The 25,023-nt window shown below is 58.6% G+C and carries 23 protein-coding genes and 3 tRNA genes; 12 read left to right on the top strand and 14 right to left on the bottom strand.

Features of this window, described 5'->3' with window-relative positions:
- Positions 1–23: 23 nt before the first annotated feature.
- Entirely contained in the window at positions 24–722 is a 699-nt protein-coding gene (gene lexA, locus ACR0C6_RS04090) for a transcriptional repressor LexA (protein WP_152458099.1), read from the top strand.
- Here the strand turns inward: lexA and ACR0C6_RS04085 are convergent.
- Positions 716–2,764, bottom strand: a complete 2,049-nt coding sequence (locus ACR0C6_RS04085) for a ComEC/Rec2 family competence protein (RefSeq protein WP_480618346.1) — start codon at positions 2,762–2,764, stop codon at positions 716–718. The genes lexA and ACR0C6_RS04085 overlap by 7 nt on opposite strands.
- A 78-nt stretch (positions 2,765–2,842) precedes the next feature.
- Here ACR0C6_RS04085 and gltX point away from each other — a divergent pair, with 78 nt between their 5' ends.
- Positions 2,843–4,264, top strand: coding sequence for a glutamate--tRNA ligase (gene gltX, locus ACR0C6_RS04080; RefSeq protein ID WP_480618345.1), 1,422 nt, complete (start codon positions 2,843–2,845; stop codon positions 4,262–4,264).
- Positions 4,265–4,363: 99 nt separating this feature from the next.
- On the top strand, positions 4,364–5,659 hold the full coding sequence (gene gltA / locus ACR0C6_RS04075) for a citrate synthase (protein ID WP_209503811.1): 1,296 nt from the start codon (positions 4,364–4,366) through the stop codon (positions 5,657–5,659).
- Between the two features lie 135 nt (positions 5,660–5,794).
- Here gltA and ACR0C6_RS04070 read toward each other — a convergent pair whose 3' ends face one another.
- Entirely contained in the window at positions 5,795–6,862 is a 1,068-nt protein-coding gene (locus tag ACR0C6_RS04070; RefSeq protein WP_480618343.1) for a PA0069 family radical SAM protein, read from the bottom strand.
- 270 nt (positions 6,863–7,132) lie between these two features.
- On the opposite strand from ACR0C6_RS04070, the gene ACR0C6_RS04065 reads away from it, so the two are divergent.
- From ACR0C6_RS04065 to ACR0C6_RS04055, 3 genes are all read left to right on the top strand, one after another.
- Entirely contained in the window at positions 7,133–7,831 is a 699-nt protein-coding gene (locus tag ACR0C6_RS04065; RefSeq protein WP_152458104.1) for a corrinoid protein, read from the top strand.
- A 146-nt stretch (positions 7,832–7,977) separates the two neighbouring features.
- Positions 7,978–9,015, top strand: coding sequence for a Hint domain-containing protein (locus tag ACR0C6_RS04060; protein WP_480618341.1), 1,038 nt, complete (start codon positions 7,978–7,980; stop codon positions 9,013–9,015).
- 77 nt (positions 9,016–9,092) lie between these two features.
- Complete coding sequence (locus tag ACR0C6_RS04055; RefSeq protein WP_480618339.1) at positions 9,093–9,752, top strand: DUF1638 domain-containing protein; 660 nt, start codon at positions 9,093–9,095, stop codon at positions 9,750–9,752.
- Between the two features lie 2 nt (positions 9,753–9,754).
- On the opposite strand, the gene ACR0C6_RS04050 is transcribed toward ACR0C6_RS04055, so the two are convergent.
- Positions 9,755–10,165, bottom strand: a complete 411-nt coding sequence (locus tag ACR0C6_RS04050; RefSeq protein WP_480445242.1) for a SufE family protein — start codon at positions 10,163–10,165, stop codon at positions 9,755–9,757.
- 139 nt (positions 10,166–10,304) lie between these two features.
- Between ACR0C6_RS04050 and ACR0C6_RS04045 the strand changes: the two genes are divergently transcribed.
- Positions 10,305–10,835 (top strand): hypothetical protein, encoded by a 531-nt coding sequence (locus ACR0C6_RS04045; RefSeq protein WP_480618336.1) that lies wholly within the window; start codon positions 10,305–10,307, stop codon positions 10,833–10,835.
- A 6-nt stretch (positions 10,836–10,841) separates the two neighbouring features.
- Here ACR0C6_RS04045 and rnd read toward each other — a convergent pair whose 3' ends face one another.
- From rnd to purM, 3 genes are all read right to left on the bottom strand, one after another.
- The gene (gene rnd / locus ACR0C6_RS04040; protein ID WP_152458109.1) at positions 10,842–11,999 is read right to left on the bottom strand and encodes a ribonuclease D; all 1,158 of its coding nucleotides are present in this window, start codon (positions 11,997–11,999) and stop codon (positions 10,842–10,844) included.
- A gap of 114 nt (positions 12,000–12,113) precedes the next feature.
- A complete protein-coding gene (gene purN / locus ACR0C6_RS04035) occupies positions 12,114–12,710 on the bottom strand; it encodes a phosphoribosylglycinamide formyltransferase (RefSeq protein WP_171228249.1) in 597 nt (198 codons plus the stop codon).
- Positions 12,707–13,753: a phosphoribosylformylglycinamidine cyclo-ligase gene (gene purM / locus ACR0C6_RS04030; RefSeq protein ID WP_480445244.1), complete on the bottom strand. Its 1,047-nt coding sequence runs from the start codon at positions 13,751–13,753 to the stop codon at positions 12,707–12,709. The genes purN and purM overlap by 4 nt, the downstream gene beginning before the upstream one ends.
- Positions 13,754–13,859: 106 nt before the next feature.
- Here purM and ACR0C6_RS04025 point away from each other — a divergent pair.
- Positions 13,860–13,936, top strand: a tRNA-Ile gene (locus ACR0C6_RS04025).
- Between the two features lie 53 nt (positions 13,937–13,989).
- Here ACR0C6_RS04025 and ACR0C6_RS04020 read toward each other — a convergent pair.
- Positions 13,990–14,547 (bottom strand): hypothetical protein, encoded by a 558-nt coding sequence (locus tag ACR0C6_RS04020; RefSeq protein WP_152458112.1) that lies wholly within the window; start codon positions 14,545–14,547, stop codon positions 13,990–13,992.
- Between the two features lie 98 nt (positions 14,548–14,645).
- Positions 14,646–15,965 carry an ATP-binding protein gene (locus ACR0C6_RS04015; RefSeq protein WP_480618333.1) on the bottom strand — a complete coding sequence of 440 codons (1,320 nt, stop codon included), beginning with the start codon at positions 15,963–15,965 and terminating at the stop codon, positions 14,646–14,648.
- Between the two features lie 44 nt (positions 15,966–16,009).
- Here ACR0C6_RS04015 and ACR0C6_RS04010 point away from each other — a divergent pair, with 44 nt between their 5' ends.
- The 3 genes from ACR0C6_RS04010 (at position 16,010) to ACR0C6_RS04000 (ending at position 17,277) form a co-directional block, all read left to right on the top strand.
- Positions 16,010–16,924: an MBL fold metallo-hydrolase gene (locus ACR0C6_RS04010; RefSeq protein WP_480618331.1), complete on the top strand. Its 915-nt coding sequence runs from the start codon at positions 16,010–16,012 to the stop codon at positions 16,922–16,924.
- 76 nt (positions 16,925–17,000) lie between these two features.
- Positions 17,001–17,075 (top strand) — tRNA-Asn (locus ACR0C6_RS04005).
- A gap of 127 nt (positions 17,076–17,202) precedes the next feature.
- Positions 17,203–17,277, top strand: a tRNA-Asn gene (locus tag ACR0C6_RS04000).
- Between the two features lie 21 nt (positions 17,278–17,298).
- Here the strand turns inward: ACR0C6_RS04000 and ACR0C6_RS03995 are convergent.
- The 4 genes from ACR0C6_RS03995 to zwf form a co-directional block, all read right to left on the bottom strand.
- On the bottom strand, positions 17,299–18,918 hold the full coding sequence (locus ACR0C6_RS03995; protein WP_480618330.1) for a long-chain-fatty-acid--CoA ligase: 1,620 nt from the start codon (positions 18,916–18,918) through the stop codon (positions 17,299–17,301).
- Positions 18,919–19,104: 186 nt separating this feature from the next.
- Positions 19,105–20,709, bottom strand: a complete 1,605-nt coding sequence (pgi, locus tag ACR0C6_RS03990) for a glucose-6-phosphate isomerase (protein WP_480445250.1) — start codon at positions 20,707–20,709, stop codon at positions 19,105–19,107.
- Between the two features lie 4 nt (positions 20,710–20,713).
- Positions 20,714–21,385 carry a 6-phosphogluconolactonase gene (pgl, locus tag ACR0C6_RS03985; RefSeq protein ID WP_152458116.1) on the bottom strand — a complete coding sequence of 224 codons (672 nt, stop codon included), beginning with the start codon at positions 21,383–21,385 and terminating at the stop codon, positions 20,714–20,716.
- The gene (gene zwf, locus ACR0C6_RS03980) at positions 21,382–22,836 is read right to left on the bottom strand and encodes a glucose-6-phosphate dehydrogenase (protein WP_480445252.1); all 1,455 of its coding nucleotides are present in this window, start codon (positions 22,834–22,836) and stop codon (positions 21,382–21,384) included. The genes pgl and zwf overlap by 4 nt, the downstream gene beginning before the upstream one ends.
- A 163-nt stretch (positions 22,837–22,999) precedes the next feature.
- Here zwf and ACR0C6_RS03975 point away from each other — a divergent pair, with 163 nt between their 5' ends.
- Positions 23,000–23,953, top strand: coding sequence for a radical SAM protein (locus ACR0C6_RS03975; RefSeq protein ID WP_480445254.1), 954 nt, complete (start codon positions 23,000–23,002; stop codon positions 23,951–23,953).
- On the opposite strand, the gene ACR0C6_RS03970 is transcribed toward ACR0C6_RS03975, so the two are convergent.
- Together ACR0C6_RS03970 and ACR0C6_RS03965 are read right to left on the bottom strand one after the other, a co-directional pair.
- The gene (locus ACR0C6_RS03970) at positions 23,954–24,616 is read right to left on the bottom strand and encodes a lipid-binding SYLF domain-containing protein (protein WP_480445255.1); all 663 of its coding nucleotides are present in this window, start codon (positions 24,614–24,616) and stop codon (positions 23,954–23,956) included.
- 99 nt (positions 24,617–24,715) lie between these two features.
- On the bottom strand, positions 24,716–24,985 hold the full coding sequence (locus ACR0C6_RS03965; RefSeq protein WP_152458119.1) for an usg protein: 270 nt from the start codon (positions 24,983–24,985) through the stop codon (positions 24,716–24,718).
- Positions 24,986–25,023 lie beyond the last annotated feature (38 nt).

Below are 25,023 nucleotides of genomic sequence, written 5' to 3'. Positions count from 1 at the left end.
GCATGAGCGACGAGGTGTGAGCGATGCTGACCAAGAAGCAATTGGATTTGCTGGAATTCATCCACAAACGCGTGCAGGCGGACGGTGTTCCGCCCAGTTTTGATGAAATGAAGGCTGCTCTCGACCTGCGGTCGAAATCCGGCATTCACCGGTTGATCACCGCATTGGAAGAACGTGGGTTTATCCGCCGCCTTGCCCATCGCGCTCGGGCCATCGAGATCGTGAAATTGCCCGAAAGCCTTGGCGGCGAGCCGACGGCCGGCTTTACGCCACGTGTGATCGAAGGCGACCGGCCCAAGGGCCCCCGCCCTGCGAACGTGGAGCCTGTATCGGTCGACGCGCTCGAACTGCCGGTCATGGGCCGGATCGCAGCCGGTGTTCCCATCGAAGCAATCAGCCATGTATCGCATCACGTGGCCGTTCCCGGCCCCATGGTTTCGGGACAGGGTCAGCACTATGCATTGGAAGTTCGCGGCGACTCGATGATCGACGCTGGCATCAATGACGGTGACGTGGTCGTCATCCGGGAAACCTCGACCGCGGATAACGGCGACATCGTGGTTGCCTTGGTCGAGGATCAGGAGGCGACCCTCAAGCGGTACTTCCGCCGCGGCAACGCAATCGCGCTCGAGGCTGCAAACCCGGCTTATGAAACGCGCGTCCTGCCCGAAGAAAAGGTCAAGGTTCAGGGCCGTTTGGTCGGACTGATCCGCACCTACTGAGCCCGCTTGGAATGACGGTCCCCGGCAGGTTTCGGGGACCAAAGCCGATGGCCGGTCATGTCCGCGCTCGTGGTCAGCTTTCCGTTCGAAACCGACAGGCTTCCGGTTTCGTACAACCGTTCCGGATCGAACACCCCGCACGAACCTTGCAGGGCAAGCGCAACAGCCGAGATGATGATCTGGTTTTCCTGACATTCGTCAAACGCCCGCGCCGCCCGTTTTCCGGTGATATGGATGATCTCAAAATCCTTCAGCGGGTATCGTTGCACGATGTCGCTGTCCGGCCATCTGAGCGCCGCCTCGATCTGATCAACGCCGTCTCCGTCATTTTCAAGCCAGACACCGGCGACAAACCCGCTGCCTTTGCTTTTGCTGAGGGCCCGCCCCTTGTCGGTCATGACCCCCACCAATCCGCCGTTTTCAGCGATCAGGACATCCGGTCGGTGCCCCGAGTTCCAAAGCAGAAATGCCAGGACAACAGGCACCACTCCGGCCCATCGTGCTTGTCCCTGCCACAAAGCCATCCACAAGGCGCCGTATGCGACCAGGGGCAGGATGTACCAAGGCGGGCTGACGACAAACCCCTGCGCGCCATCAAGGTGCAATACCCAGTCGGAAACCGTAAGGATCCAATGCAACGCCCAGCCCATGACGGTCAGGGCAATTGCCTCCAGTCCAAACGGGGCCAGAAGCGCCGCAACGACGGCGGAGGGCACGACAAAAAGACCCATGACAGGAACGGAAAGCAGGTTGGCCAGCAGACCGTAATGGGACATCGTATTGAAATGCGCGGCACCTATGGGGGCTGTTGCAAGGCCTGCAATTGCCGATGACATCACCACACCGACGACGGGCTTCAACCAGTTTGGGCCGGGCATCGGGCCCATCTCTCGCAACGCTCCGAAGACGGCGACCAACGCTGTGGTTGCAGCGAAGGACATTTGAAATCCGGGGCTCAGCAGCGACTCGGGCCGAAGAACCAGCACGATTACGGCGGCAACGGCAACCGCACGCAGTGAAATCGCGCGTCGGTCGATCAACACGGCCCCCAGCATGACACTGACCATGACAAAGGCCCGTTCGGTTGCAACGTTGCCCCCGGACAACAACAGATAAAGGGTTGCGGCACAAAGCGCGAGAACAGCAGCCACCTTCCGAACCGGAAGTCGCAACGCCACGGGGGGGCACAACGACAGCCCCAACCGACACGCGACGAATACGAAGCCTGTCAGAAGCCCCATATGAAGCCCGGAAATGGCCAGCAGATGGGCCAGATTGGACGCCCGCAAGGATGATAGCGTCTCCTGCCCCATCCCGCTGCGATCTCCGGTGGTGACGGCGGCGGCAAATCCACCGATTTCACCGGGCAGAATCTGCCTGACCCGCTGCGAAATGGCCATGCGGATCGCAGTGACCCGAATGCCGTCGATCCCCTCGGTCGCTGGCGCGATGGTCATGATCGGGACGCGGGTATAGCCGACCGCGCCCAATCGTTGAAACCAGGCATGACGGCGAAAGTCGAAACCTCCGGGCTCGACCGGGCCCTGCGGCGGCGAAAGATGACCCGTGGTCATAATACGCTGCCCCGGTGCGATTGCGCCCGTTGGAACATGAACGGAAAGACGGATGCGCTGCGGCCTGCGCTCCTGAGGTACATCCCCTATGCGTACCTGATCAAGCGTCAACCGCAACGCATCCGAGGCAGACCGATCCATGGCGACGACCCTCCCCTCGACAGGGCCATAATATCGCCACGACAGTACCGGTTCTGCCACCATATGGGCGCGAACGCCTGCCAGAATGAAACCGGCAGCGATCAGCACCCCCCCGATTGCCAACGTTCCCACCCCCGGTGGCAGCCGGCGGCGCAAGGCGACAAGAGCGATTCCAAGACAGACAAGACCGGCATAAACTGACCAATCCGGTTCGACGCGGACGCCGAAATAAAGACCAATCCCCGTCGCCAGAAAAACCGGCGTCCAAGGGAAAAGGTAACCTGTCTGGTGCAGCAGCGCGGCCTCGACCCGTGCAAGAACACGCATGGTTGCCCCCGTCCTTCGGGCTCGTTAGACAGGCTTCAAACTAAGCCAGATACGGTTACCAAAAGGTTAATCCTCACCATGACTGAACAGGTCGTCACTCGTTTTGCCCCCTCGCCCACCGGTTTCCTGCATATCGGCGGCGCGCGCACTGCATTGTTCAATTGGCTGTATGCGCGTGGTCGGGGCGGCAAATTCCTGCTGCGGATCGAAGACACCGATCGCGAACGTTCGACACCCGAGGCGACCGCCGCGATCCTTCAGGGCATGGCCTGGCTTGGCCTTGATCACGACGGTGATGTGATCAGCCAGTTCGAAGGGGCTGCCCGTCACGCCGAGGTCGCGCATCAGTTGCTGGCCGAGGGCAAAGCCTACAAGTGTTTTTCGACCCAGGAAGAAATCGCGGCTTTCCGGGACCAGGCGCGCAGCGAAGGGAAATCAACCCTGTTCCGCAGCCCATGGCGTGACGCCGATCCTGCGACACATCCGGATGCACCTTTTGCCATACGCATCAAGGCGCCTCAGGACGGGGTGACCGTGATCCACGATCAGGTTCAGGGCGATGTGAGCATCCGCAATGACCAGTTGGACGACATGATTCTTCTGCGCTCGGACGGAACACCCGTCTACATGCTGGCAGTCGTTGTCGACGATCACGACATGGGTGTCACCCATGTCATCCGCGGCGACGATCACCTCAACAACGCCGCGCGGCAAATGATGATCTACGAAGCCATGGGCTGGGACGTTCCGGTCTGGGCGCATATCCCGCTGATTCACGGGCCGGACGGCAAGAAGCTGTCCAAGCGCCATGGTGCTCTTGGAGCGCAGGAGTATCAGGCCATGGGCTATCCCGCAGCCGGGATGCGCAATTACCTGGCCCGGCTGGGCTGGAGTCATGGCGACGATGAGTTTTTCACGGATGCGCAGGCAAAGGACTGGTTCGATCTGGACGGGATCGGCAAAAGCCCTGCACGGTTTGATCTGAAAAAGCTTGAAAACCTGTGTGGACAGCATATCGCAATCTCGGTTGATGCTGCACTGCGGCAAGAGATCGAAGCATATCTGGCCGCAGCAGACCTTCCGCCCCTTACCGAAACACAATCCAGTGATCTGGAACGTGCGATGTATTGCCTCAAGGACCGGGCGCGCACTTTCCCAGAACTGCTTGAAAAGGCTCATTTTGCACTGACAAACCGCCCGATCGTTCCGGATGAAAAGGCGGCAAAGGCACTGGCAACTGTATCCGATGGTATACTGACGGAATTGACGCCGCATCTGCAAAATGTTAGCTGGTCGCGGAACGAACTGGAGGAGGCCCTGAATTCCTTTGCCGAGTCAAAGGAGCTCAAGTTCGGCAAGCTGGCCGGTCCGCTGAGGGCCGCCCTGGCGGGTCGGGCCGTTACGCCTTCGGTTTTTGACATGATGCTTGTGCTGGGACGGGAAGAAACCCTGGCGCGGCTTTCTGAAGCAGCAAATAACCCAAGCTTCATAAACGGGTAACGCTGCTCCGCTAACACCCGGACTGCGCGTCCACGCGCAGTCATTGCCCGTATCACCGGAGGTATCTCTGGCGTGCGCATGAATGAAGAAGGGACAACCATGACTGATAGCAACAAAACAGCCACTCTGACCGTTCACGGCAAAGAGTATGAGTTGCCTGTTCATTCTCCGACCGCTGGTCCGGATGTCATTGATATCCGAAAGCTTTATGGTCAGGCCGGCGTCTTCACCTACGATCCCGGGTTCACTTCGACCGCAAGCTGCGACAGCACCATCACCTATATCGACGGCGAAAAAGGCGAACTGCTGCACCGGGGCTATCCGATCGACCAACTGGCCGAGAAATCGCATTTTCTCGAAGTCTGCTATCTTCTGCTGTACGGAGAACTGCCGGCGGCAAAGGATCTTGAGAAATTCGAGACCACAATCACACGCCACACCATGCTGCACGAGCAGATGCAGTATTTCTATCGCGGTTTCCGCCGCGACGCGCACCCGATGGCCATCATGGTCGGCGTTGTCGGCGCGATGTCGGCCTTCTATCACGATTCAACGGATATCTCGGACCCGCAGCAGCGTGAAATCGCATCGCATCGTCTGATCGCCAAGATGCCGACTATTGCTGCATGGGCCTACAAGTATCACACTGGTCAGCCTTTCGTGTATCCGCGCAACGATCTGGACTATGCCTCGAACTTCCTGCGCATGTGTTTCAGCGTTCCTGCCGAGGAATATGAGGTCAACCCGATCCTCAGCCGCGCCATGGACCGCATCTTTACGCTGCATGCGGATCACGAACAGAATGCCTCGACATCGACCGTGCGTCTGGCGTCGTCCTCGGGGGCAAACCCGTTTGCCTGTATCGCCGCCGGCATCGCTTGCCTTTGGGGTCCGGCACATGGCGGAGCAAATCAGGCTTGCCTGGAGATGCTGGAAGAGATCGGCACCGTTGATCGCATCCCCGAGTTTATTGCCCGCGCCAAGGACAAGAACGATCCGTTCCGCCTGATGGGCTTTGGTCACCGCGTTTACAAGAATTTCGACCCGCGCGCCAAAGTGATGAAGCAATCGGCAGACGAAGTTCTTGATCTGTTGGGCGTTGAGGACAACCCGAAATTGCAGGTTGCCAAGGAACTGGAACGCGAAGCGCTGGAAGACCCGTACTTCGCCGAGAAAAAGCTGTTCCCGAATGTCGACTTCTACTCGGGCATCATCCTCGAAGCGATGGGTTTCCCGACCTCGATGTTCACGCCGATCTTCGCCCTGTCACGCACTGTTGGCTGGGTCAGCCAGTGGAAAGAGATGATTGCCGATCCGCAAAACAAAATCGGCCGCCCGCGTCAGCTGTACCTGGGTGAAACGCTGCGCGATTACGTGGATATCGAAAACCGCTGATATGCGCCTTGCGGCAATCTGTTTCGAAGGCCCCGGTACTGCCGGGGTCTTTTTGTTTGGGCTGAAGCAATGAGAGCGCGAAGACCCGGTGTTTTCCCGCGCAAGACAGCACCGGACAAGCCGGGGCGCATGACCTCAGAACAGGCTCAGCTGATCCCCGGGCTGCGGCGGCACCGCAAACAAGTCGCAACGCAACGGGGCCGATTTTATGGACAGCCCCAGACGTTTGCAGGTCTTCAAGAACCTTTGAGCAATGATCCCGGCATACTCACCCTCGCCCCGCATTCTGTGCCCCCAACGCGGATCGTAATCCCGCCCTCCATGCATTTCCCGCAGTTTGGACATGACCTTTTCCGCCCGCGACGGCTCATGATCGGCAAGCCAGCCCTGCCAGAGCTGCGATACCTCGCGCGGCAGGCGCAACATGATCCAGCTTGCGGCATCCGCACCAGCCTCTTTCCCGGCCTCCAGAAGGCTTTCCAGTTCATGATCCGTCAGCCCCGGCACGATGGGTGACGTCATGACACGCACCGGAACGCCCGCTTCCGTCAGCGTTCGGATCACGCGCAACCGCCGAAGGGGCGACGGCGCCCGAGGTTCCATGCGGCGGGACAATTCCGCATCCAACGTTGTCAGCGAGATACCAACCCGCACCAGCCCCCGGCCCGCCATATCGGCAAGCAACTCCAGATCCCGCTCTATCAGGGTACCCTTGGTGACGATTGCGACCGGGTGGTTGAACTCACTCAATACCTCAAGGCATGACTTTGTAATCATGTGCTTTTTCTCAATCGGCTGATACGGGTCCGTATTCGTACCAATTGCAATCGGCGCGACTTTGTAGGATCTGGCAGACAATTCCTTGCGCAGAACACGCCCCATGTTGGGTCGAGCGATCAGGCGGGTTTCGAAATCCAATCCTGCCGATAGCCCAAGATACGCGTGGCTGGGCCGCGCAAAACAGTAAACGCAGCCATGTTCACATCCCCGGTAAGGGTTGATCGACCGATCGAAGGGCAAGTCAGGGGATCGGTTGTAAATAATAGCGCTGCGCGCAACCTCTTCGCTTGTCTCGGTACGCAGCAGCGGCAATTCTTCCTCAATGTCCCACCCGTCTTCGGCGGGCGTGGTGACAAAGCGTTCAAACCGACCAGCTTCGTTCGTCGTTGTTCCTCTTGCCTTGATCGTTCGCGCGATGTTCATGTCAGCATGTTCTTCTTTTGTTCCAGCGCAAACATAGGCCTGTCGCCGATTTGGCGCAACCCCCGCCAAATCTTCGTTGGATTGAATTTAGTTGAAGAGTCTGCAGGATGATCTTGCAGACTTTTCTATCGAGCCCCCCCATTTTTTGGCTTATAGGTCGGTCCCGAAACGACCGACGTCGCAATCGTCACAGTCACGATGCGACGTTTTGGCCAAAACGGAAAAAATGCCACCACGGGTCGATGGCCCGCCCAGCACAGGGAATACCCCATGTCCGACGAAGAAGACATCGTCCTGTCCGAACTAAATGACGACGAACTGGTCGAGCAGATGTTCGACGATCTCTATGATGGCCTGAAGGAAGAGATCGAAGAAGGTACCAACATCCTGCTGGAACGCGGATGGACACCTTATGACATCCTGACCAAGGCTCTGGTTGGCGGTATGACCATCGTGGGCCATGACTTCCGCGACGGCATCCTGTTCGTCCCCGAAGTTCTGCTGGCCGCAAACGCCATGAAGGGCGGCATGTCCATTCTCAAGCCGCTGCTGGCCGAAACCGGTGCACCGCGCGTCGGCAAGATGGTCATCGGCACCGTGAAGGGCGACATCCACGACATCGGCAAGAACCTTGTTTCGATGATGATGGAAGGCGCGGGCTTCGAAGTTGTCGATCTGGGCATCAACAACCCGGTCGAAAACTACCTGGAAGCACTGGAAAACGAACAACCCGACATTCTGGGCATGTCGGCCCTGCTGACCACTACGATGCCTTACATGAAAGTGGTCATCGACACGATGGTCGAACAGGGCGTCCGCGACGATTACATCGTTCTGGTCGGCGGCGCGCCCCTGAATGAAGAGTTCGGAAAGGCCATTGGCGCGGATGCCTATTGCCGCGACGCAGCTGTTGCAGTGGAAACCGCCAAGGAATTCGTGGGCCGCAAGCACAATCAACTGGCTGGCTAAGACCCGAATAATACTGATTGAAAGGCCGTCCGATCCGGGCGGCCTTTTCGATTCTGAAGCGCTTTGCCACCGGAAAATCCGGATTATCCAATTCTAAACCAAAGCAGGTCTAAAAGAACGAGGCATCCACATCCTCAGGGGGTCTCGTGCCGACTACGTTCACAGCCATCTCGCTCGGCAAACTTGCCGATATCGACAGTTTCGAAGGCAACAACACAGCTGAAAACGCTTCGGCGCTTGTGGGGAAAACCTTTGGCGGGTCCAACGATCCGCTGGCTCACAACAGCGTCACCTGGAGCGCGGTCGGCAATCCGGGTTCGTACTACAACATGAACAACATGTCGGCCAATGATCGGTTTTCGATCGATGGCGGGCCGCCTCAGACATTCGCTGGCACTTCGGTCTACAACGCCACGATCACCTATTTTGACGGATCAACTGCCAGGATTTCCGCAGTTGTGGCGCAGGATGTGGATGGCAACACCTACCTGATGCCGGAATTCTCGGACAATGCGGACCAATCCGCATTGGAGGCTGGCCCTGTCCGCTCGATCACGCTCAACAGCCTTGCCGGAAACCGGTATTCAGGCCTGACATCCCGCCGTGAAGATTGGGATCTGGTACCCTGCTTTACCCCCGGAACGATGATCCGCACCGAGCAAGGCGCGCGACCGATTGAAACCCTATCCGTCGGCGACCGGATTGAAACCCATGATCATGGCCTGCAACCCCTGCGTTGGATGGGGCGGCGAACCGTCAAGGCAACGGGACCGCATGCGCCAATTCTCTTCAAAGCCGGCGCCATCGGAAACACGCGCGACCTTCTGGTGTCACAACAGCACCGCATGCTGATTGGGGACTGGCGTCTTGAGCTGCACACCGGACATCGCGAAGCCCTGGCGCCTGCCAAACATCTCGTGAACGGGTCCGACATCATACTGCGACCCGGAGGGGTGGTGACCTACATCCACTTGCTGTTCGACCGGCATGAGCTGCTCTGGGCCGAAGATTGCCTGAGCGAGAGCTTTCATCCCGGCGCGCAAATCTGGGACAGTCTCGGGTCTGCCGCACGGCAAGAAATCCTGTCGCTGTTTCCGGAACTGTCGCTGAACGGTGTTGCCGCTTACGGCCCGCTGGCCCGGCCCCTGCTGACCACGTTCGAAGCGCATGCGTCGGCGGCCTGACATGAGATGTCGGATCGGGGCTTGCCCAACGGCCTCAATCATCCTCCTATGGCAAAAGCTCCGGAGGATGCCAAGCGATGTCAAACGAATCCCTGCCAGATGATGCAAGCCTGACCTCGACGGGCTATGAAGATACAGGCAAGGGAAGCATCCTGTTGATTGCCTGCGGCGCTCTTGCGCGCGAAATACTGGATATCAAAACACGGAATGGCTGGGATCACATGGCTCTGACCTGCCTACCTGCGATCCTGCACGTTCACCCGGAGCGGATCACCCAGGCAGTGGAAGACGCCGTGGCCAAGCATCAAGGCAATTTTGACAAGATCTACATCGTTTACGCCGATTGCGGCACCGGGGGTCTGCTTCAGGCCGCCTGCGAAAAGCTTGGGGTCGAAATGGTGAAGGGTCCCCATTGCTATTCCTTCTTCGAAGGAAATCAGGCCTTTCAGGACCGCGGAGAAGACGAAACAACCGCGTTCTATCTGACAGATTTCCTGGCCCGGCAATTCGACGCCTTTGTCTGGAAACCACTGGGCCTGGACCGCCACCCGGAACTGCGTGACATGTATTTCGGCAATTACACCAAACTTGTCTATCAGGCCCAGATCGACAGCCCAGAGCTGACGGAACGCGCGCGCGAATGCGCAGACCGGATGGGGCTTGAATTCGAACGCCGGTTCACCGGTTACGGCGATCTGGAAAACACGCTGTCGGACTGGGCAAACCGCCCAGGATGAGGTCAGGCGTTTTCCTGTGCGACCTGCCGGATGCGTTCGATCATCGACCGCAGGCCGTTTGAGCGCTGGGCGGACAGGTGGTCGTTCAGGCCAAGGCGTGCCAGTTCCGCCCCCGCATCGACTTTGGGAACTTCGCCCACGGGCAAACCGTTGTACAAGGACCGAAGAACAGCGATCAGACCGCGCACGATCAGTGCATCGCTGTCACCATCGAACTTGAAGACGCCGGATTCAATCATCGGATGCAGCCAGACCTGACTGGCGCATCCATGCACTTTTGTCGCCGGAACCTTGAATGCGTCGTCCAACGGCTCCATCGCCTTGCCCTGCTCGATGACATGGCGATACCGGTCTTCCCAATCCTCGAGAAACTCGAAATCCTCGACAATCTCTTCAAAGGCGGGCGTGGCCATGATGCGGTGATCCTTTGGTTGCATTCACAATTGTGACCTAAGCCGGTGACCCGCCACTGTCCAGCCCCCGCGGTGGCTTTTCAACGCGAAGAATATGCGCTAACCCATTGCCTGAACTCGTGTGAAAGTCTGTGGGTCCATGCAAAAATCTCTGTCCGTTCTCATCATCGCCACGCTGACCCTGACTGCATGCAGCAGCTGGCGTGACTCTCGGGTGAACCCTTCAAACTGGTTCGGATCCAGCAGATCTGTCGAAGCCGAAACACCGCCCGACCCAAATGCCGCCGACGCACTGGTTCCGAAGCAAGGCGGAGGAACCGGCCTGTTTTCCCGCCCCGATGCCGAAGACACCAGCATTCCAATTGGTCAGATCGACGAGTTGCGCATCGACCCAACCCCCACCGGCGCGATCATCTATGCGTCTGGCACGGCTGTACGACAGGGGGCATTCAACGCGCGTCTGGTTCCTGTTGAAAAGGAAGAAAACCAGAAGAACGGAACTTTGGAATTCGTGTTCCGCGTGACCTACCCCAGCTATGAGACGCCGCAAGGGTCGGAGCGTACCCGGATGGTATCGGACGCCATCAACGTCTCGAAGCAGGAACTGGAAGGTATTCGGCTGGTCCGCGTGGTCGGACAACAGAACGCATTGGAATCACGGCGCCGGTAAGCGCCGTTACAGGGACACGACCTTGACCGACTGTCCTTTGGCCGCGAGGGCAATCTTTCCTTCGCACAGTTTGAGAGCATCCTCGCCAAAGACCTCGAACCGCCATCCCGACAAGGCTGGAACATCCCGCTCGCCGGCCGCAATCTGATCCAGGTCCGAGCTTGTGGCGATCAATTTCGCCGCCACACCTGAACTTTCGGTCTTGGACTTCAGCAGAACCCTAAGCAGGTCAGCCAGCGCCGGATTGACCTTGAGCTTGTCGCGCGAAGTGTCGACCTTGGGCAATTTGTCGGGCGGGCAATTCACGCCACGCTTGACCGCTGCCAGAATACCTTCGGCGATCGCCCCTTTGCGGGCTTCGCGCAGCAACAGGCGGGATCCGCCCAAATCCGAATGTGTTTTGGGTTTGGTCGATGCCAGCTCGATCAGCGCGTCGTCTTTGAATACGCGGTTCCGGGGCACGTTGTTTTCCTGCGCATAGGATTCGCGAAACTGCGCCAATTCCCGCACCACAGCCAGAAACTTGGCCGAGTTCGTGCGCGTCTTTACCCGCTTCCATGCGTCTTCGGGGCGGATGTCATATGTGGCAGGCTGTGTCAGCGTCCGCAATTCTTCGGCAACCCAGTGGCTGCGCTGCGTCTTTTCAAGTTCTGCGGCCAGACGCTCGTAGATCCCGCGCAAATGGGTCACATCTGCAAGAGCATAGTTTTTCTGAGCATCGGTCAACGGGCGCCGGGACCAGTCGGTGAACCGAGAGGTCTTGTCGACGCCCTGCTTGCAGATTTTCCGGACCAGAGTTTCATAGCCAACCTGTTCGCCAAAGCCACACACCATCGCTGCGACCTGTGTGTCGAACAGCGGCTTGGGAAACACGCCGGCTTCCACCCAGAAGATCTCAAGGTCCTGGCGGGCGGCATGGAACACCTTGACCACGCTTTCATTCCGGAAAAGATCGTAAAGCGGGTCAAGCGACAAACCATCGGCAAGCGGATCGACCAGAACCGCGCTGTCTTCATCCTCGGACGGGACAGCCAATTGCACCAGGCACAGCTTGGAGTAATACGTCCGCTCGCGCAGAAATTCGGTGTCGACCGTGATATAGGGATAGCCTTCGGCGGCCTTGCAGAAATCGGCCAGCTCTTGCGTCGTCGTCAGGGTTTTCATGCGCCGTACTAGTATCGCTCTTGTTTTTGTGCCTGCCCGTTTTTGTCCTCGTCCCGAGCGTTGTCGACGACCATAGGCCGATTATTGCACGGGTGTAAATCACCCACCGAGCGTTCACGGCAACAGGACGGGCGACCTGTTGCCTTCTGCAAAGCGCCGCAGCACTTCGGGGTAGAGTTTGTGTTCCCACACCAGCACCCGCGCAGCCAGCGATTCCGGTGTATCATCGGCTTGGATCGGCACCCGTGCCTGGCCCAGAATCGGGCCGTCATCCAGTGCCGCCGTCACCTCATGCACCGAGCATCCGTGTTCGGAATCTCCGGCTTGTATCGCGCGGGCATGGGTGTGTAACCCTTTGTATTTTGGCAATAATGAAGGGTGGATATTCAGCATCCGCCCTTGAAACCGAGACACGAAATCCGCGGTCAGAACCCGCATGAAGCCAGCCAGACAGACAATGTCGGGTTGCGCCTCTTGCAGGGGTTTCAAAAGCTCGGCTTCAAACGCGCTGCGGTCGCCCTTGAAAGGGCGATGATCAACCACTGCGGTCGGAATGCCACGGTCCGCAGCTTTTTTCAGCCCGCCTGCCTGCGCATCATTGGACAGCACCAAACAGGGCCGCGCCGGATGATCTTTGGTCATGCTGTCAACAAGCGACACCATGTTCGACCCGCCCCCGGAGATCAGGATCGCGACGCGCTTCTGGCTCACAGCAGTTTGCCCGAATAGGCAACGCCGGGCGTTTCCGTGACGGCACCGATCCGAGCGACGATTTCACCGGCATCTGCCAGCAGGGCTGACAGCTCATCCGCCTTGTCCGCGGCGCACACGACAATAAGGCCGATGCCGCAATTGAAGGTCTTGAGCATTTCCGCCTCAACGATACTGCCGGTCTTCGCCATCCAGCCGAAGACAGGGGGCAGTTGCCAGCTGCCCAGATCGATCCGGGCCCCCAGCCCTTGGGGCAGCACGCGCGGAAGATTTTCGGTCAACCCGCCGCCGGTGATATGCGCCAGCGCGTGAACACCACCCGCACGAACCGCAGCCAAAGCCGGTTTTACGTAAAGGCGTGTGGGCGTCAGAAGTGCCTCACCCAGGTTGCCCTCTCCGAAGGGCGACGGCGAATCCCAGCCCAGACCGGACAGTTCGACCAGCTTGCGCACAAGCGAATAGCCGTTGGAATGCACCCCGTTCGAGGCCAGACCCAAAAGGACGTCACCGGCTTGAACGCCCGCGGGCAGATCTGCGCCGCGTTCCATCGCACCGACTGCAAATCCGGCCAGATCAAAATCGCCATCGGGATACATTCCCGGCATCTCGGCGGTTTCACCACCGATCAGGGCACAGCCAGACTGCGCACAGCCTTCGGCAATCCCTTCGATGATCCGCGCCGCCGTATCGGTATCCAGCCTGCCGGTCGCGAAATAGTCGAGGAAGAACAGCGGCTCGGCCCCCTGACAGATCAGGTCATTCACGCACATGGCCACCAGATCGACGCCGACCCCGTCCACGACGCCGGTATTAATCGCAATCCGCAGCTTGGTGCCCACACCATCCGTCGCACCGACCAGGATCGGGTCCTGGTATCCGGCAGCCTTCAGATCGAACAGCGCGCCAAATCCACCCAGACCGCTCATCACACCGGGGCGGTTGGTCCGCTTGGCGGCGGGTTTGATCCGATCGACCAGGGCGTTGCCCGCGTCGATATCCACACCTGCATCGGCATAGGTGATTCCGTTTTTACCCGCTGTCATGTTCGGTCCCTCAAGAAAGCTTTGCGGGCGGGTTAGTCGATTGTGGCGTTTGTTGCAACGGTCAGGCTTGACGCGGCTGTTCACCGTGATACCCAAGCGCCTAGGCGGGCCTGTAGCTCAATTGGTTAGAGCAGAGCGCTCATAACGCTTTGGTTGGGGGTTCGAGTCCCTCCGGGCCTACCATTTCGCCGAAACATCCGAGTGGGTTGTTGCCGTCTGGACGTTGATGCGCTGGCTTATCCGTCCGAATCTTCGAACCCAAAATAGGCGTCGAGCTCCTCTTGGGTTACTTGCCATTCATAGGAATAGCCGTCGCGCCCACCAAAGCTGTAATCCTCGTGACTGCCGGACAGGCTCGGATCTTGATGCACCGCCTCCAAATAGGTCTCGAATTCATCAGGATCGACCCAGAAGGACGCATCCATGATCATCATGTAATAATCATAGGCGAGAGGCTCATCGAACTTGCCGAAGTCATTCTGCAAATAGTCCAGCATTTCAGCGCAAAATATCGCCATATTGGCACGCACCTGAACCGGAAGAGGTGCCAGATCCTCGTCGCCTTCCACCACGTCCTGCTGCGACGCATGCCACAACTCGGATGCCAACGGCTCGATCAGGTCGGACCGCAACCATTTCAGACATGTATCGCCTGCCCCGATAAAACCGGTCAGGCGTTCCACCCGCCTTTCATCGGTTTCGTCATACCACTGCCAAAGAGGCAGCAGGGCCGCAAGTGTCGCGCACCCGACAAACCCCTTTTCGGCCAATTTCACGAATCCTGCGATAACCATCCTATGCGCCCCCAAAAAAGCAAAAAACTATGGGGACAGGATGCCATGGCGAGACAAATTAACAAAATTGAACCCCATGCGCAGACATAACAGGGGGTCTATCGCCCGATAATAATGTCCGCGCAGAGCCCTCCGAGACGTTCACTTTTCGACAGTCGCAAAGCTCCACCATGCGCGCGCGCGACATCCGCCACAATCGCAAGACCAAGGCCAACGCCACTGCCCTGATTCTGATTGCGAGCCGGGTCGAGCCGCGTGAAAGGCTTTACCGCCTCTGTACGTTGGTCCGCAGGTATACCAGGGCCGTCATCCTCAACGCGGATGCGCATCGATTTCGCGTTCAGAAACAGGCTGAGCTCGGCCCGGCTGCCATAGCGCATGGCATTTCCAATCAGGTTTTCCACCGCCCGGCGTACAGCCATGGGGCGTATCATGACCGTCCCCTGCCCTTCGACCGCGATCAGCTCTGCCTGATGACCGGCCCGTTTTGCATCATCCACGATCTGGCGGAGGAATTCATCCGGTTGGACCTCTTCCGTCGATCCCTCGGCAGCCCCACGCGAAAAATCCAGAAACGCATCCAGCAAGGATTGCATTTCCGTGACATCCTTTTGCAACGGTGCGGCCTCGTCTTCCGGCAACATCGACAGTCCAAGCTTCAAACGTGTCAACGGGGTCCGCAGATCGTGGCTGACACCCGACAGCATCAACGTCCGTTGTTCGATCTGGCGTTCGATCCGGGACCGCATATCCAGAAACGCATTTCCCGCCGCGCGCACCTCGATAGCACCACCGGGTGAATACGGAACGATTCGCCCCCGCCCGAATGCCTGCGCCGCATCAGCGAGGCGCGTAATGGGACGCAATTGATTCCGCATATAAAGAAACGAGATCGTCGTCATGATGACCGCAAAGAACACCATGGTGACGATCAATTGATGCGGGGCCGCGGGCGACAACCTGCGCCGATCGAACGTCAATTGCAGCAGCCCCAGATGCGTATTCAGATAAACCCGCGCTTCTTTGCTGCTGGGTAAAGCCACGGCGTCAAGATTGGGCAACCTGGCATACAGTTCGGATTCGACCTGCGGCGCGATGAAATCATACCATCGCCGCGCGCCGATCTCAGGCTGTTCGTTGACGCCCAGAAACCTGGCCCTCATCTCAAGGGCCTGCAAATCGGGACGAATCGCCGCCAGCGCCTGTTGTTGCGTTTCCGCGTCCTCGATCATTGTCGAAATCAGCATCACCTCGCGGGATGCCGCGCGCGTCATCTGGCCGGTGACATCCTCAAGATGCTTTTGAAGGAACGCGATTCCCACGACCAGCAACAGCACGATCACAGGTAAAACCAGGATCAGCGCTGCCCGGGCGTAAAGACTGCGAGGCATATAAGGTTTGAGCCAGTGCGAAGACATGCGCTAAACCTAACGGGCTGCCCGGACAAGAGAAAGAGCACAGAATGCAGGCACCAGATGATTTCGATCCGCCCGTCGGCCAGCCAGAGGAACTGCATCCGGGTTTGCGGCGTGTTCTGGCCCCGAATCCCTCTCCGATGACCTATCGTGGCACCAACACGTATCTGCTGGGTGAATGCGACATTGCCGTCATCGATCCAGGCCCCGCAAGCGAGGCACATCTGGGCGCAATTCTGGATTCCTTGGCGCCGGGTCAAAGGATCAGCCATATCATAGTCACACATACGCATGTGGACCATTCACCCCTGGCCGCTCCGCTGGCGGCGCGCACAGGGGCGACGATTTATGCTTATGGCGGGCCCGAGGCAGGACGCAGCGCCGTCATGACCGATCTTGCAGCGCAGGGGCTGACCGGCGGCGGCGAAGGCATCGACACCACGTTTCGCCCTGATGTCGAAGTGGCGGATGGTGAGATCATCAATGGCGACGGGTGGCAGCTTGAGGTCATTCACACGCCGGGCCATCTGGGCAATCACATTTCTCTGGCTTGGCAGAACATCTGCTTCACGGCGGATCATGTCATGGGGTGGGCCAGCTCGTTGGTGTCCCCTCCGGATGGTGACCTGACCGACTTCATGACTGCCTGCCATCGGCTGCGCGCGCGCGACTGGTCGGTTTTCCATGCAGGCCATGGCGCACCGATCACCAGCCCTGCCGAACGTTTGGACTGGCTGATTACACATCGCCAGACCCGCGAGGCCCAGATTCTGAGCGCATTGGAAGAAGAAGACGGGACGGCGCGGCATCTGGCCGAGCGCATCTATACGGATACGCCAGCGGCATTGCTGCCCGCAGCCGAGCGCAACGTTTTCGCTCATCTCGTTGATCTGACTGGAAAAAACAAAGTGGTCCCCATTGGCCCCCTGTCAGTTTCATCTGTTTTTCGGCGGGTTCGCTAAAACAGCAAAATTTTTTGATGGTTCTCGTACTTAACCACTGGACGTCCGGAATCGGGGTTGCTATATGCGCCTCAGTTCCGGCGTAGCTCAGCGGTAGAGCAGTTGACTGTTAATCAATTGGTCGTAGGTTCGATCCCTACCGCCGGAGCCAAAATCCCCCTTCGTTCAGACCTGCATTGGCGTCAAGAATCACATCGATTTATGCCGTTTTTTTTCGTCGAAAAACACACGCACCCTCTGGACGTCGGGAAACCGGATTGCTATACGGCGCGAACCGTTCCGGCGTAGCTCAGCGGTAGAGCAGTTGACTGTTAATCAATTGGTCGTAGGTTCGATCCCTACCGCCGGAGCCATTTCCCCAAAACACAGCAGACCTACCCTGTCAGGGCGTCGCCGAACTCGGCCCGAAGCTTGCGTTTCAATACCTTTCCGGTCGCGCTCAGCGGCAATGCGTCGACAAAGACAACCTTGTCCGGAATCTGCCACTTGGCGATTTTGCCTTCGAAAAAGGCAAGCAAATCCTCTTCGCTGGGCTCTTCACCATCGGCTTTCACGGCAACCAGCAAGGGGCGTTCATCCCATTTCGGATGCGGAACACCGACCACGGCGGCCGTCGCAAGCTGGGGGTGGGCCACGGCGATGTTTTCAAGCTCGACAGAACTGATCCATTCCCCACCGGATTTGATGATGTCCTTGGATCTGTCGCGAATGGTCATGTAGCCATCCGGGTCCAATGTGGCCACATCCCCGGTGGCGAACCAGCCATCCTGCAACAGATCCTGATCCTGCAACTGGAAGTAGCTGTCCAGAACCCAGTGACCCCGCACCATCAAATCGCCCTGGGTTTCGCCGTCATGCGGCAGATCATTCCCATCTTCGTCCACGATTTTCAATTCGACCCCAAAGGGTGGTCTGCCCTGGCTCAGACGGATCTTGTGCTGTTCCTCCGGCGGCAGCTTCAGGTGTTTGGCCAAGGGATAATTCGTCGTTCCCAGCGGGCTCATCTCGCTCATGCCCCAGGCGTGGACCGTGTCAACGCCATAGGTTTCGCGGAACGTTTCGATCATCGACGGAGGGCACGCGGCGCCGCCGATAACCGTGCGTTCAAGGCTTTTGAGTTCGGTTCCGCATGCCGCGGCATGGGCCAGCAAGCCCTGCCAGATGGTCGGCACGCCCATGGCCAAAGTCACGCCATAGGTGTCGATCAGATTGACCAGCGCTTCGCCGTGCAAATCCGGCCCGGGCAGCACAAGCCGCGATCCCGACATGGCGCAGGCGTAGGGCGACCCCCAGGCGTTGACGTGGAACATCGGCACAACCGGCATGACAACATCCATCGCTGAATACCCGATCACATCCCGTGTGTTCGATGCAAAGCTGTGCAGCAGTGTTGACCGATGGGAATACAACACGCCCTTTGGGTTGCCCGTGGTTCCCGACGTATAGCACAGACCGCAGGCCGTCTTTTCATCCAGGTCAGGCCATTGGAAATCCGCATCTCCTGTCTGGATCAACTCGTCATAGAACTTCAGATCAGGAACCTGAGCCGCAGCCTCTTCATTGCGAGGCCCCATGAGGACAAAATGCTGAACTTCGGACAAAGCGTCATGCAGCGCGGCGACCAGCGGAATGAACGTCGCATCAAAGAACAGAACCCTGTCCTGGGCATGGTTGATGATAAAAGTCAGCTGCTCGGGGAACAGGCGGGGATTGACCGTGTGACAGACATAGCCCGCGCCCGACGTGGCAAAATAGATTTCAAGATGCCGCCGATTGTTCCAGGCCAGTGTCCCGATTCTGTCCTGCGGTTCCAGCCCCAGATTGGTCAAGGCCGACGCCATTCGTCGGGCATTCTCCGCAATCTCGGACCAGTTGGTTTCAGTGACCGTTCCATCCGTTTCAACCGAAACAATCTCGGTCTGGCCGTGATAGCGGTCTGCATGATCGATCAGCGACGAAACCAGCAGGGGCTGCGTCATCATCTGTCCTAGCATGGACATCCTCCCGTCCTTGGCGAGACCTTGGATGGCCTCTGCCTTATCCATCTGGCATTGACGGCTTGGGGCGTGACCCGATGCGTCAATACAGTCGTTTCCTACGGAGGAACCCTGCCAATCATTTAATTGTCTGACAATAAAAGAATGCAGCCCAACACGGCCGTGGGCGGCATTTTTTCGCTCTTAATTTCGGTGTTTCAGCGCATAGGCGACCAATGCGGCGGTTGATCCGTCTTTACCGTCAGCACTGGCAACACCATCCACGACAGGTCCAAGCGAGTTGGCAAGTTCCTTGCCCAATTCCACACCCCACTGATCAAAGGAATTGATGCCCAGCAGAACACCTTCAACGAACACACGATGCTCGTACAGCGCGATAATCTGCCCCAGAACGAACGGCGTAAGCTTCGGATAGATCAGCGTTGTGGAAGGGCGGTTGCCCGGAAACACGCGGTGTCGCGCCTGCCGGTCAAGTTCGTCGCCATCAAGGCCTTTCTCTGCCATGCGTTCACGGGCTTCATCCAAAGACCGGCCACGCATCAAAGCCTCTGACTGGGCCAGACAATTGGCCAATAGCAGGCGGTGATGGTGGGTCAACTCGGGTTCGTGCCCTTCGGCGGCGACCATGAATTCACAGGGAATGACATCCGTCCCCTGATGGATCAGCTGATAGAACGCATGCTGGCCATTGGTGCCCGGCTCACCCCAGACCACCGGCCCGGAGGGGACAGCCAGCGAAGACCCGTCCATCGCGACAGATTTGCCATTCGATTCCATTTCCAACTGCTGGAAATAGGCCGGCAGGCGCAGCAGCCGCTGATCATAGGGCAGCACAGCGCGGCTGGTACAACCCAGAACCTGACGGTGCCAGATGCCGACCAGCGCCAGCATCACAGGCATGTTTTCCACCCAATCCGCCGAGCGGAAATGCAGATCCATCGCCTGCCCGCCCCGCAGAAACGCATCAAATGCATTTGAACCGACGGCAATCATGACCGGCAATCCGACCGGCCCCCAGACCGAATAACGCCCGCCCACCCAATCGGCGAAACCGAACACATGGGCCTCGGGGATGCCGAAAGCCTGCGTCTTTTCCAGCGCGCTGGATACGGCGGCAAACTGGCGGGACGGATCACCTCCGCCCTCGGACATCCAGGCGCGGGCCGTGCGCGCATTGGTCATCGTTTCGATCGTGGTGAATGTCTTGGACGCGACAATCACAAGCGTCCGCGCCGGATCCAACGGGCGCAACGTGTCCGCGATGTGGGCCCCATCCACGTTCGAGACGTAATGCACCCGCGGGCCATCGTGATAAGGGGCCAGTGCGTGCGTGGCCATCACCGGGCCCAGGTCGGACCCCCCGATGCCGATATTCACCACATCGGTGAAACTGCCCCCTGCCCCCGCAATGGCGCCGCCGCGCACTTCCTCGGCAAAAACACGCATCCGATGCAGCGTGTCCAGAACCCCGGGCATGACGTCCTGACCGTCCACGTCAACCGGCCCACCATCAAGGTTGCGCAGGGCGGTGTGCAGCACTGCGCGCCCTTCGGTTTCGTTGATCTTCTTCCCGGCAAACATGGCGTCGCGCCGCGTCGCAAGCCCGGCATCTTCGCACAATTGCAACAAAGCAGCGCGCACGTCTTCATCGATCTGCGTTTTTGAATAATCGAACAGCAAATCCCCGGTCGAGGCTGAAAACGACCCGGCCCGGGTTGCATCCTTTGCAAACAGGTCGACGATACGGCGGTCAGCTGCTGCAAGCGCCTTCAAAGCATCCAACTGCATTGCCTCACTCCGCCCAATGAACCGTCATGCCGCTGAGGACCGCGGCGATCGGTGCCTCTTCCGGTGGCATCGACATGGCTTTGTCCAAAACGTCTCGTTTTGCCTGACCGTAGATGATCAGATGTTTCGACAAGGCCCCGTCCAGAACAGGGGCCGTCAAAGAAATCCGGGGCTCTGGCTGCACATCGGTCCGGGCGACGATCAAGGTCGGCGCCTGGCTGTCGAGGGCCTTGTCCAGCCCGTCCATTCCCGGGAACAACGAGGCCGTGTGCATGTCTTCCCCCATCCCGAGGACAAGAACCGACAAAGGCAGCACCGGCGCGATCAGCGATTCAATTTCCGGCAACGCCGCTTCAGGCTCTGCGCCCGGAACATAAAGTGGAAGATACTGCGCCACGGATGCCCGGTTTGTCAGCAGTCTTTCCCGGATCAGACGTTCGTTCGAACGTTCGTGATCAGCCGGCACGCAGCGTTCGTCCGTAGGCAGAACACGCACACGGTCCCACTCGAGATCGGCGGCACACAGGCTGTCAAAAACCGGCCCCGGTGTTGTCCCGCCGGGAACGGCCAATGCAACCGTGTCATTGTGTAACAAAGCGGCCTCAAGCTCACCAGCCAACGCGTTTGCCACATCGATGGCCAGCATTTCCCGGTCGGCATATTCCTGAATGTTCATGGCTTTATTCCCTGCCAGCGGCGACCGTCACGTTTCATCAGCAGCTCGGCGTCGCCCGGCCCTGTGCTGCCGCTGTCATAAGGTTTCGGCACGTCCCCGCGCGCCAGCCATCCGGCGATGATCGGATCGGTCCAGGCCCAGGCGGCCTCGACCTCGTCCCCACGCATGAACAGCGTCTGGTTGCCCCGTATCACGTCCATGACGAGGCGCTCGTAAGCGTCTGGCGGGTCTTGGTTCTCGGGCCCCAGCGCTTCGGCGAAACTCATGTCCAATGGAACGTCGATCAGGCGCATCCCTCCCGGTCCCGGCTCCTTGATCGTAACTTTCAGCGTGATCCCTTCGTTGGGTTGCAACCGGATTGACAACGCATTGGCGTGACGCCCGGCCTCTTCCCCGAAAATCGAATGCGGCGCGTCCTTGAACATCACATTGATAATCGACGAGCGCGCCACCAGCCGTTTGCCCGTGCGCAGGTAAAACGGCGTGCCCGCCCATCGCCAATTGCTGACATGCGCCTTCAGCGCCACATAGCTTTCAGTGGTCGAGCGTGGATTGCCGACACATTCGCGGTATCCCGCCCCCTCGGGCCCTGCCGAAAACTGGCCGCGCACGATGTGATGCGGCTCCACCGGATCAAGCGCCCGGATCACCTTGAGCTTTTCATCCCGCACCGCGTCCGGATCGAACTTTGCCGGGGGTTCCATGGCAATCAGGCACAGCAGCTGCATCAGGTGATTTTGCACCATGTCCCGCATCGCGCCGGCGCGTTCATAATATTCTTCGCGCCCATCGATACCGACGGTTTCGGCAACGGTGATCTGGATGTGGTCGACATACTGGCTGTTCCACAGCGGTTCGAACAGCATGTTGCCAAACCGTACGGCCATCAGGTTCTGGACGGTTTCCTTGCCCAGATAATGATCGATTCGGTAGATCTGGCCTTCATCAAAATGCGCAGCCAGTGTGGCATTCAGCTCTCGCGCGCTGCCCAGATCATGCCCGAACGGCTTTTCCACCACGATGCGCGTATCTTCGGTCGCCAGATCATAGGCCCGGACCCGCTCGGCCAAGGGGCCGAACAGGCTGGGGCCGACCGAGAAATAGAACGCGCGCACGCGGTTGGGCGACAGTTTTTCACCCAGCAACTCCCATCCTTCGGCTGATACTGCATCCAGCGGGACATAATCGACCCGCTGTAGAAAACCGGACACCCCCGGGGACTCCGAAGCGCGGACCACAGCATGCCGGTGCAGCGATTCTGCGACCATCCGTCGGAAATCTTCCGCGGAATGGCCCGCCCGCGCTGCTGCAATAATCCTGGCATCCTCGTGCCATTGCCCGGCGCAATAACGACGGTAGAGCGCGGGCAGAATCTTGCGCTGCGCCAGATCGCCGGTGCCGCCGAAAATGATCAGATCAAAGGGATCAACAGGTATGACGCGTGAAACCATGAATTGTCCTTACCCCGCCCCTTCCGGCATGTCCAATGTTAGCGCAACCATTCGGCAATAAATCACTCTGTTCAAAACTCTGTCAGAACCGCTGCGTCACCCTTACCAAATCCGCGACAAAGGGCTAGATCGGATTGATGACCTTTAAGAACCGGATGCGGGAATGAAAGACAACGCCCCTCAGCTCGCCAATATCGGCAAGTTTCAAAACAAATCGGTGACAGCTGACGGCCAGACCCGCGCAAGGGTTTCCCTTACACGGCCCGAGACCCTTTGGTTCAATACGGGCACTTTGTGCAATATCGAATGCGTGAACTGCTATATCGCCAGCAGCCCGAGCAATGACGCTTTGGTTTACATCACCGCTGACGAGGTCCGGAACTACCTGGATCAGATCGAAGCCCGCAACTGGCCCGTGCACGAGATCGGCTTCACCGGCGGTGAGCCGTTCATGAACCCGCAAATGATCGACATGACGCGCGCCGCGCTGGAACGAGGGTACAAGGTTCTGATCCTGACCAACGCAATGGCGCCGATGATGCGCCGCAAAATGCGCGAAGGGTTGCTGGGGTTGCAAAAGGAATTCAACCACATGTTGACTCTGCGCATTTCGGTCGATCACTTCCGCCCGGCGCTGCACGACGAAGAACGCGGCGACGGCAGTTTCGACAAAACCCTGGCCGGTATGGAATGGTTGCGCGACCACGGTTTCAACATGGCCATCGCCGGGCGTACGGTCTGGGGGGAGTCAGACGCGGAAAGCCGTGCGGGCTATGCCAGGTTCTTTGCCAAGCACGGGTTTGACATTGACCCGCAGAACCCGGCTCAGACCGTTCTGTTTCCCGAAATGGACGAAACTGTCGAGGTTCCAGAAATCACCACCGCGTGCTGGGGAATTCTGAACAAATCCCCAAACGACGTCATGTGCGCCAGCGCCCGAATGGTGGTCAAACGCAAGGGGGCCGAAAAACCGGCTGTTTTGGCCTGCACCCTGCTGCCCTATGCGCCCGAGTTCGAGATGGGTCATACCCTGGCCGAGGCCGAGGCGGACGTGCATCTGAACCATCCTCATTGCGCCAAATTCTGCGTTTTGGGCGGGGCCAGCTGTTCTGGCTGATCAGTTCAGCTCGGGCGATTTCCAGAACTTGGTGCCGGACGCGCCGGCCGATACGCGCCAGCCCTTTTTGTTGAGAACAAAGAACGAGCGTCCATCAGTAAAACGCAGGGTTTCGCCCGTTTTGTCCTCGCCATACATGGCCCCCGTTTCTGCGGTCGCGTCATAGCCTTGGTTTATGAACTTATCCAGATCAGCGGGGGTTTCGAACAGGATCACGAATTTGGTCTCGAACCCACCGATGCCGATGGCGCCACCAACCCCGCCCGTTCCCATGTTCATGTATGTGTGTTGCCCGGTGTCCTTCGACACCGCCACGCCCCGGCCATAGCCCGCCGACACAGGGAATACTGTAACCTTGCGAGAGTCGAACACCGCATACCCGGCACTGACGTCATAAAGTGGCCGCACATCGGGGTTTTCCGCCAAAAGCTGATCCAGAATCTCGCCTGCCATCGCGTCAAGCTTTGCGCGCGTCTCTTCAGGTGTTGCCTCGTTGGACAGCAGCTCCGAGGTGGACGTGATCGTATCGTCAACCGCTTCGGCACCTTTGTCGATCGTCTTCCCGACGCTCTCGGCACCTTTCTTGATCTTGTCCAGAACACCCTCGGCAAAAACGGGGCTGGTCATGCAAAGCGCTGCAACAAAGAGAACGGCTCTGATCATTGTTTTTTCCTGTGACGCCATCAGATTGGCAGTCACCATACGCGACTTGCCTCAAATGAGAACAGGAATTCCGACGCACAGGCGGACCTGGCCGGTCACTCAGTTCACGCGAAACTCGCCAACCATGTTGCGCCACTCGCCCGGTGCGATCATCTTGCGGTGCGTGAATTTCACGGAATGCAGCGGTCCTTCTATTTCTCGTTGCCAAAACTCGATGAATTCGAACAGTTTGGGATGATCCGGCGCAAGGTCATATTCCTGCCAGATGAAGGTATTCAGGACGTGGACGTAATCGGGCATGTGATAGAAAAATTCGGCCGTTGTCAGGCCATAGCCCTTAAGCATCAATTCGGTTTCACTTGTCTTCATGCAGACCTCCGGTTTGTTGCACGGTATTCTCAGGCTAG

The organism is Ruegeria sp. AL12 (genome assembly GCF_056540885.1).
The sequence above is the reverse complement of the archived record's forward strand: the minus strand, read 5'-3'. Positions and strand labels throughout refer to the sequence as shown.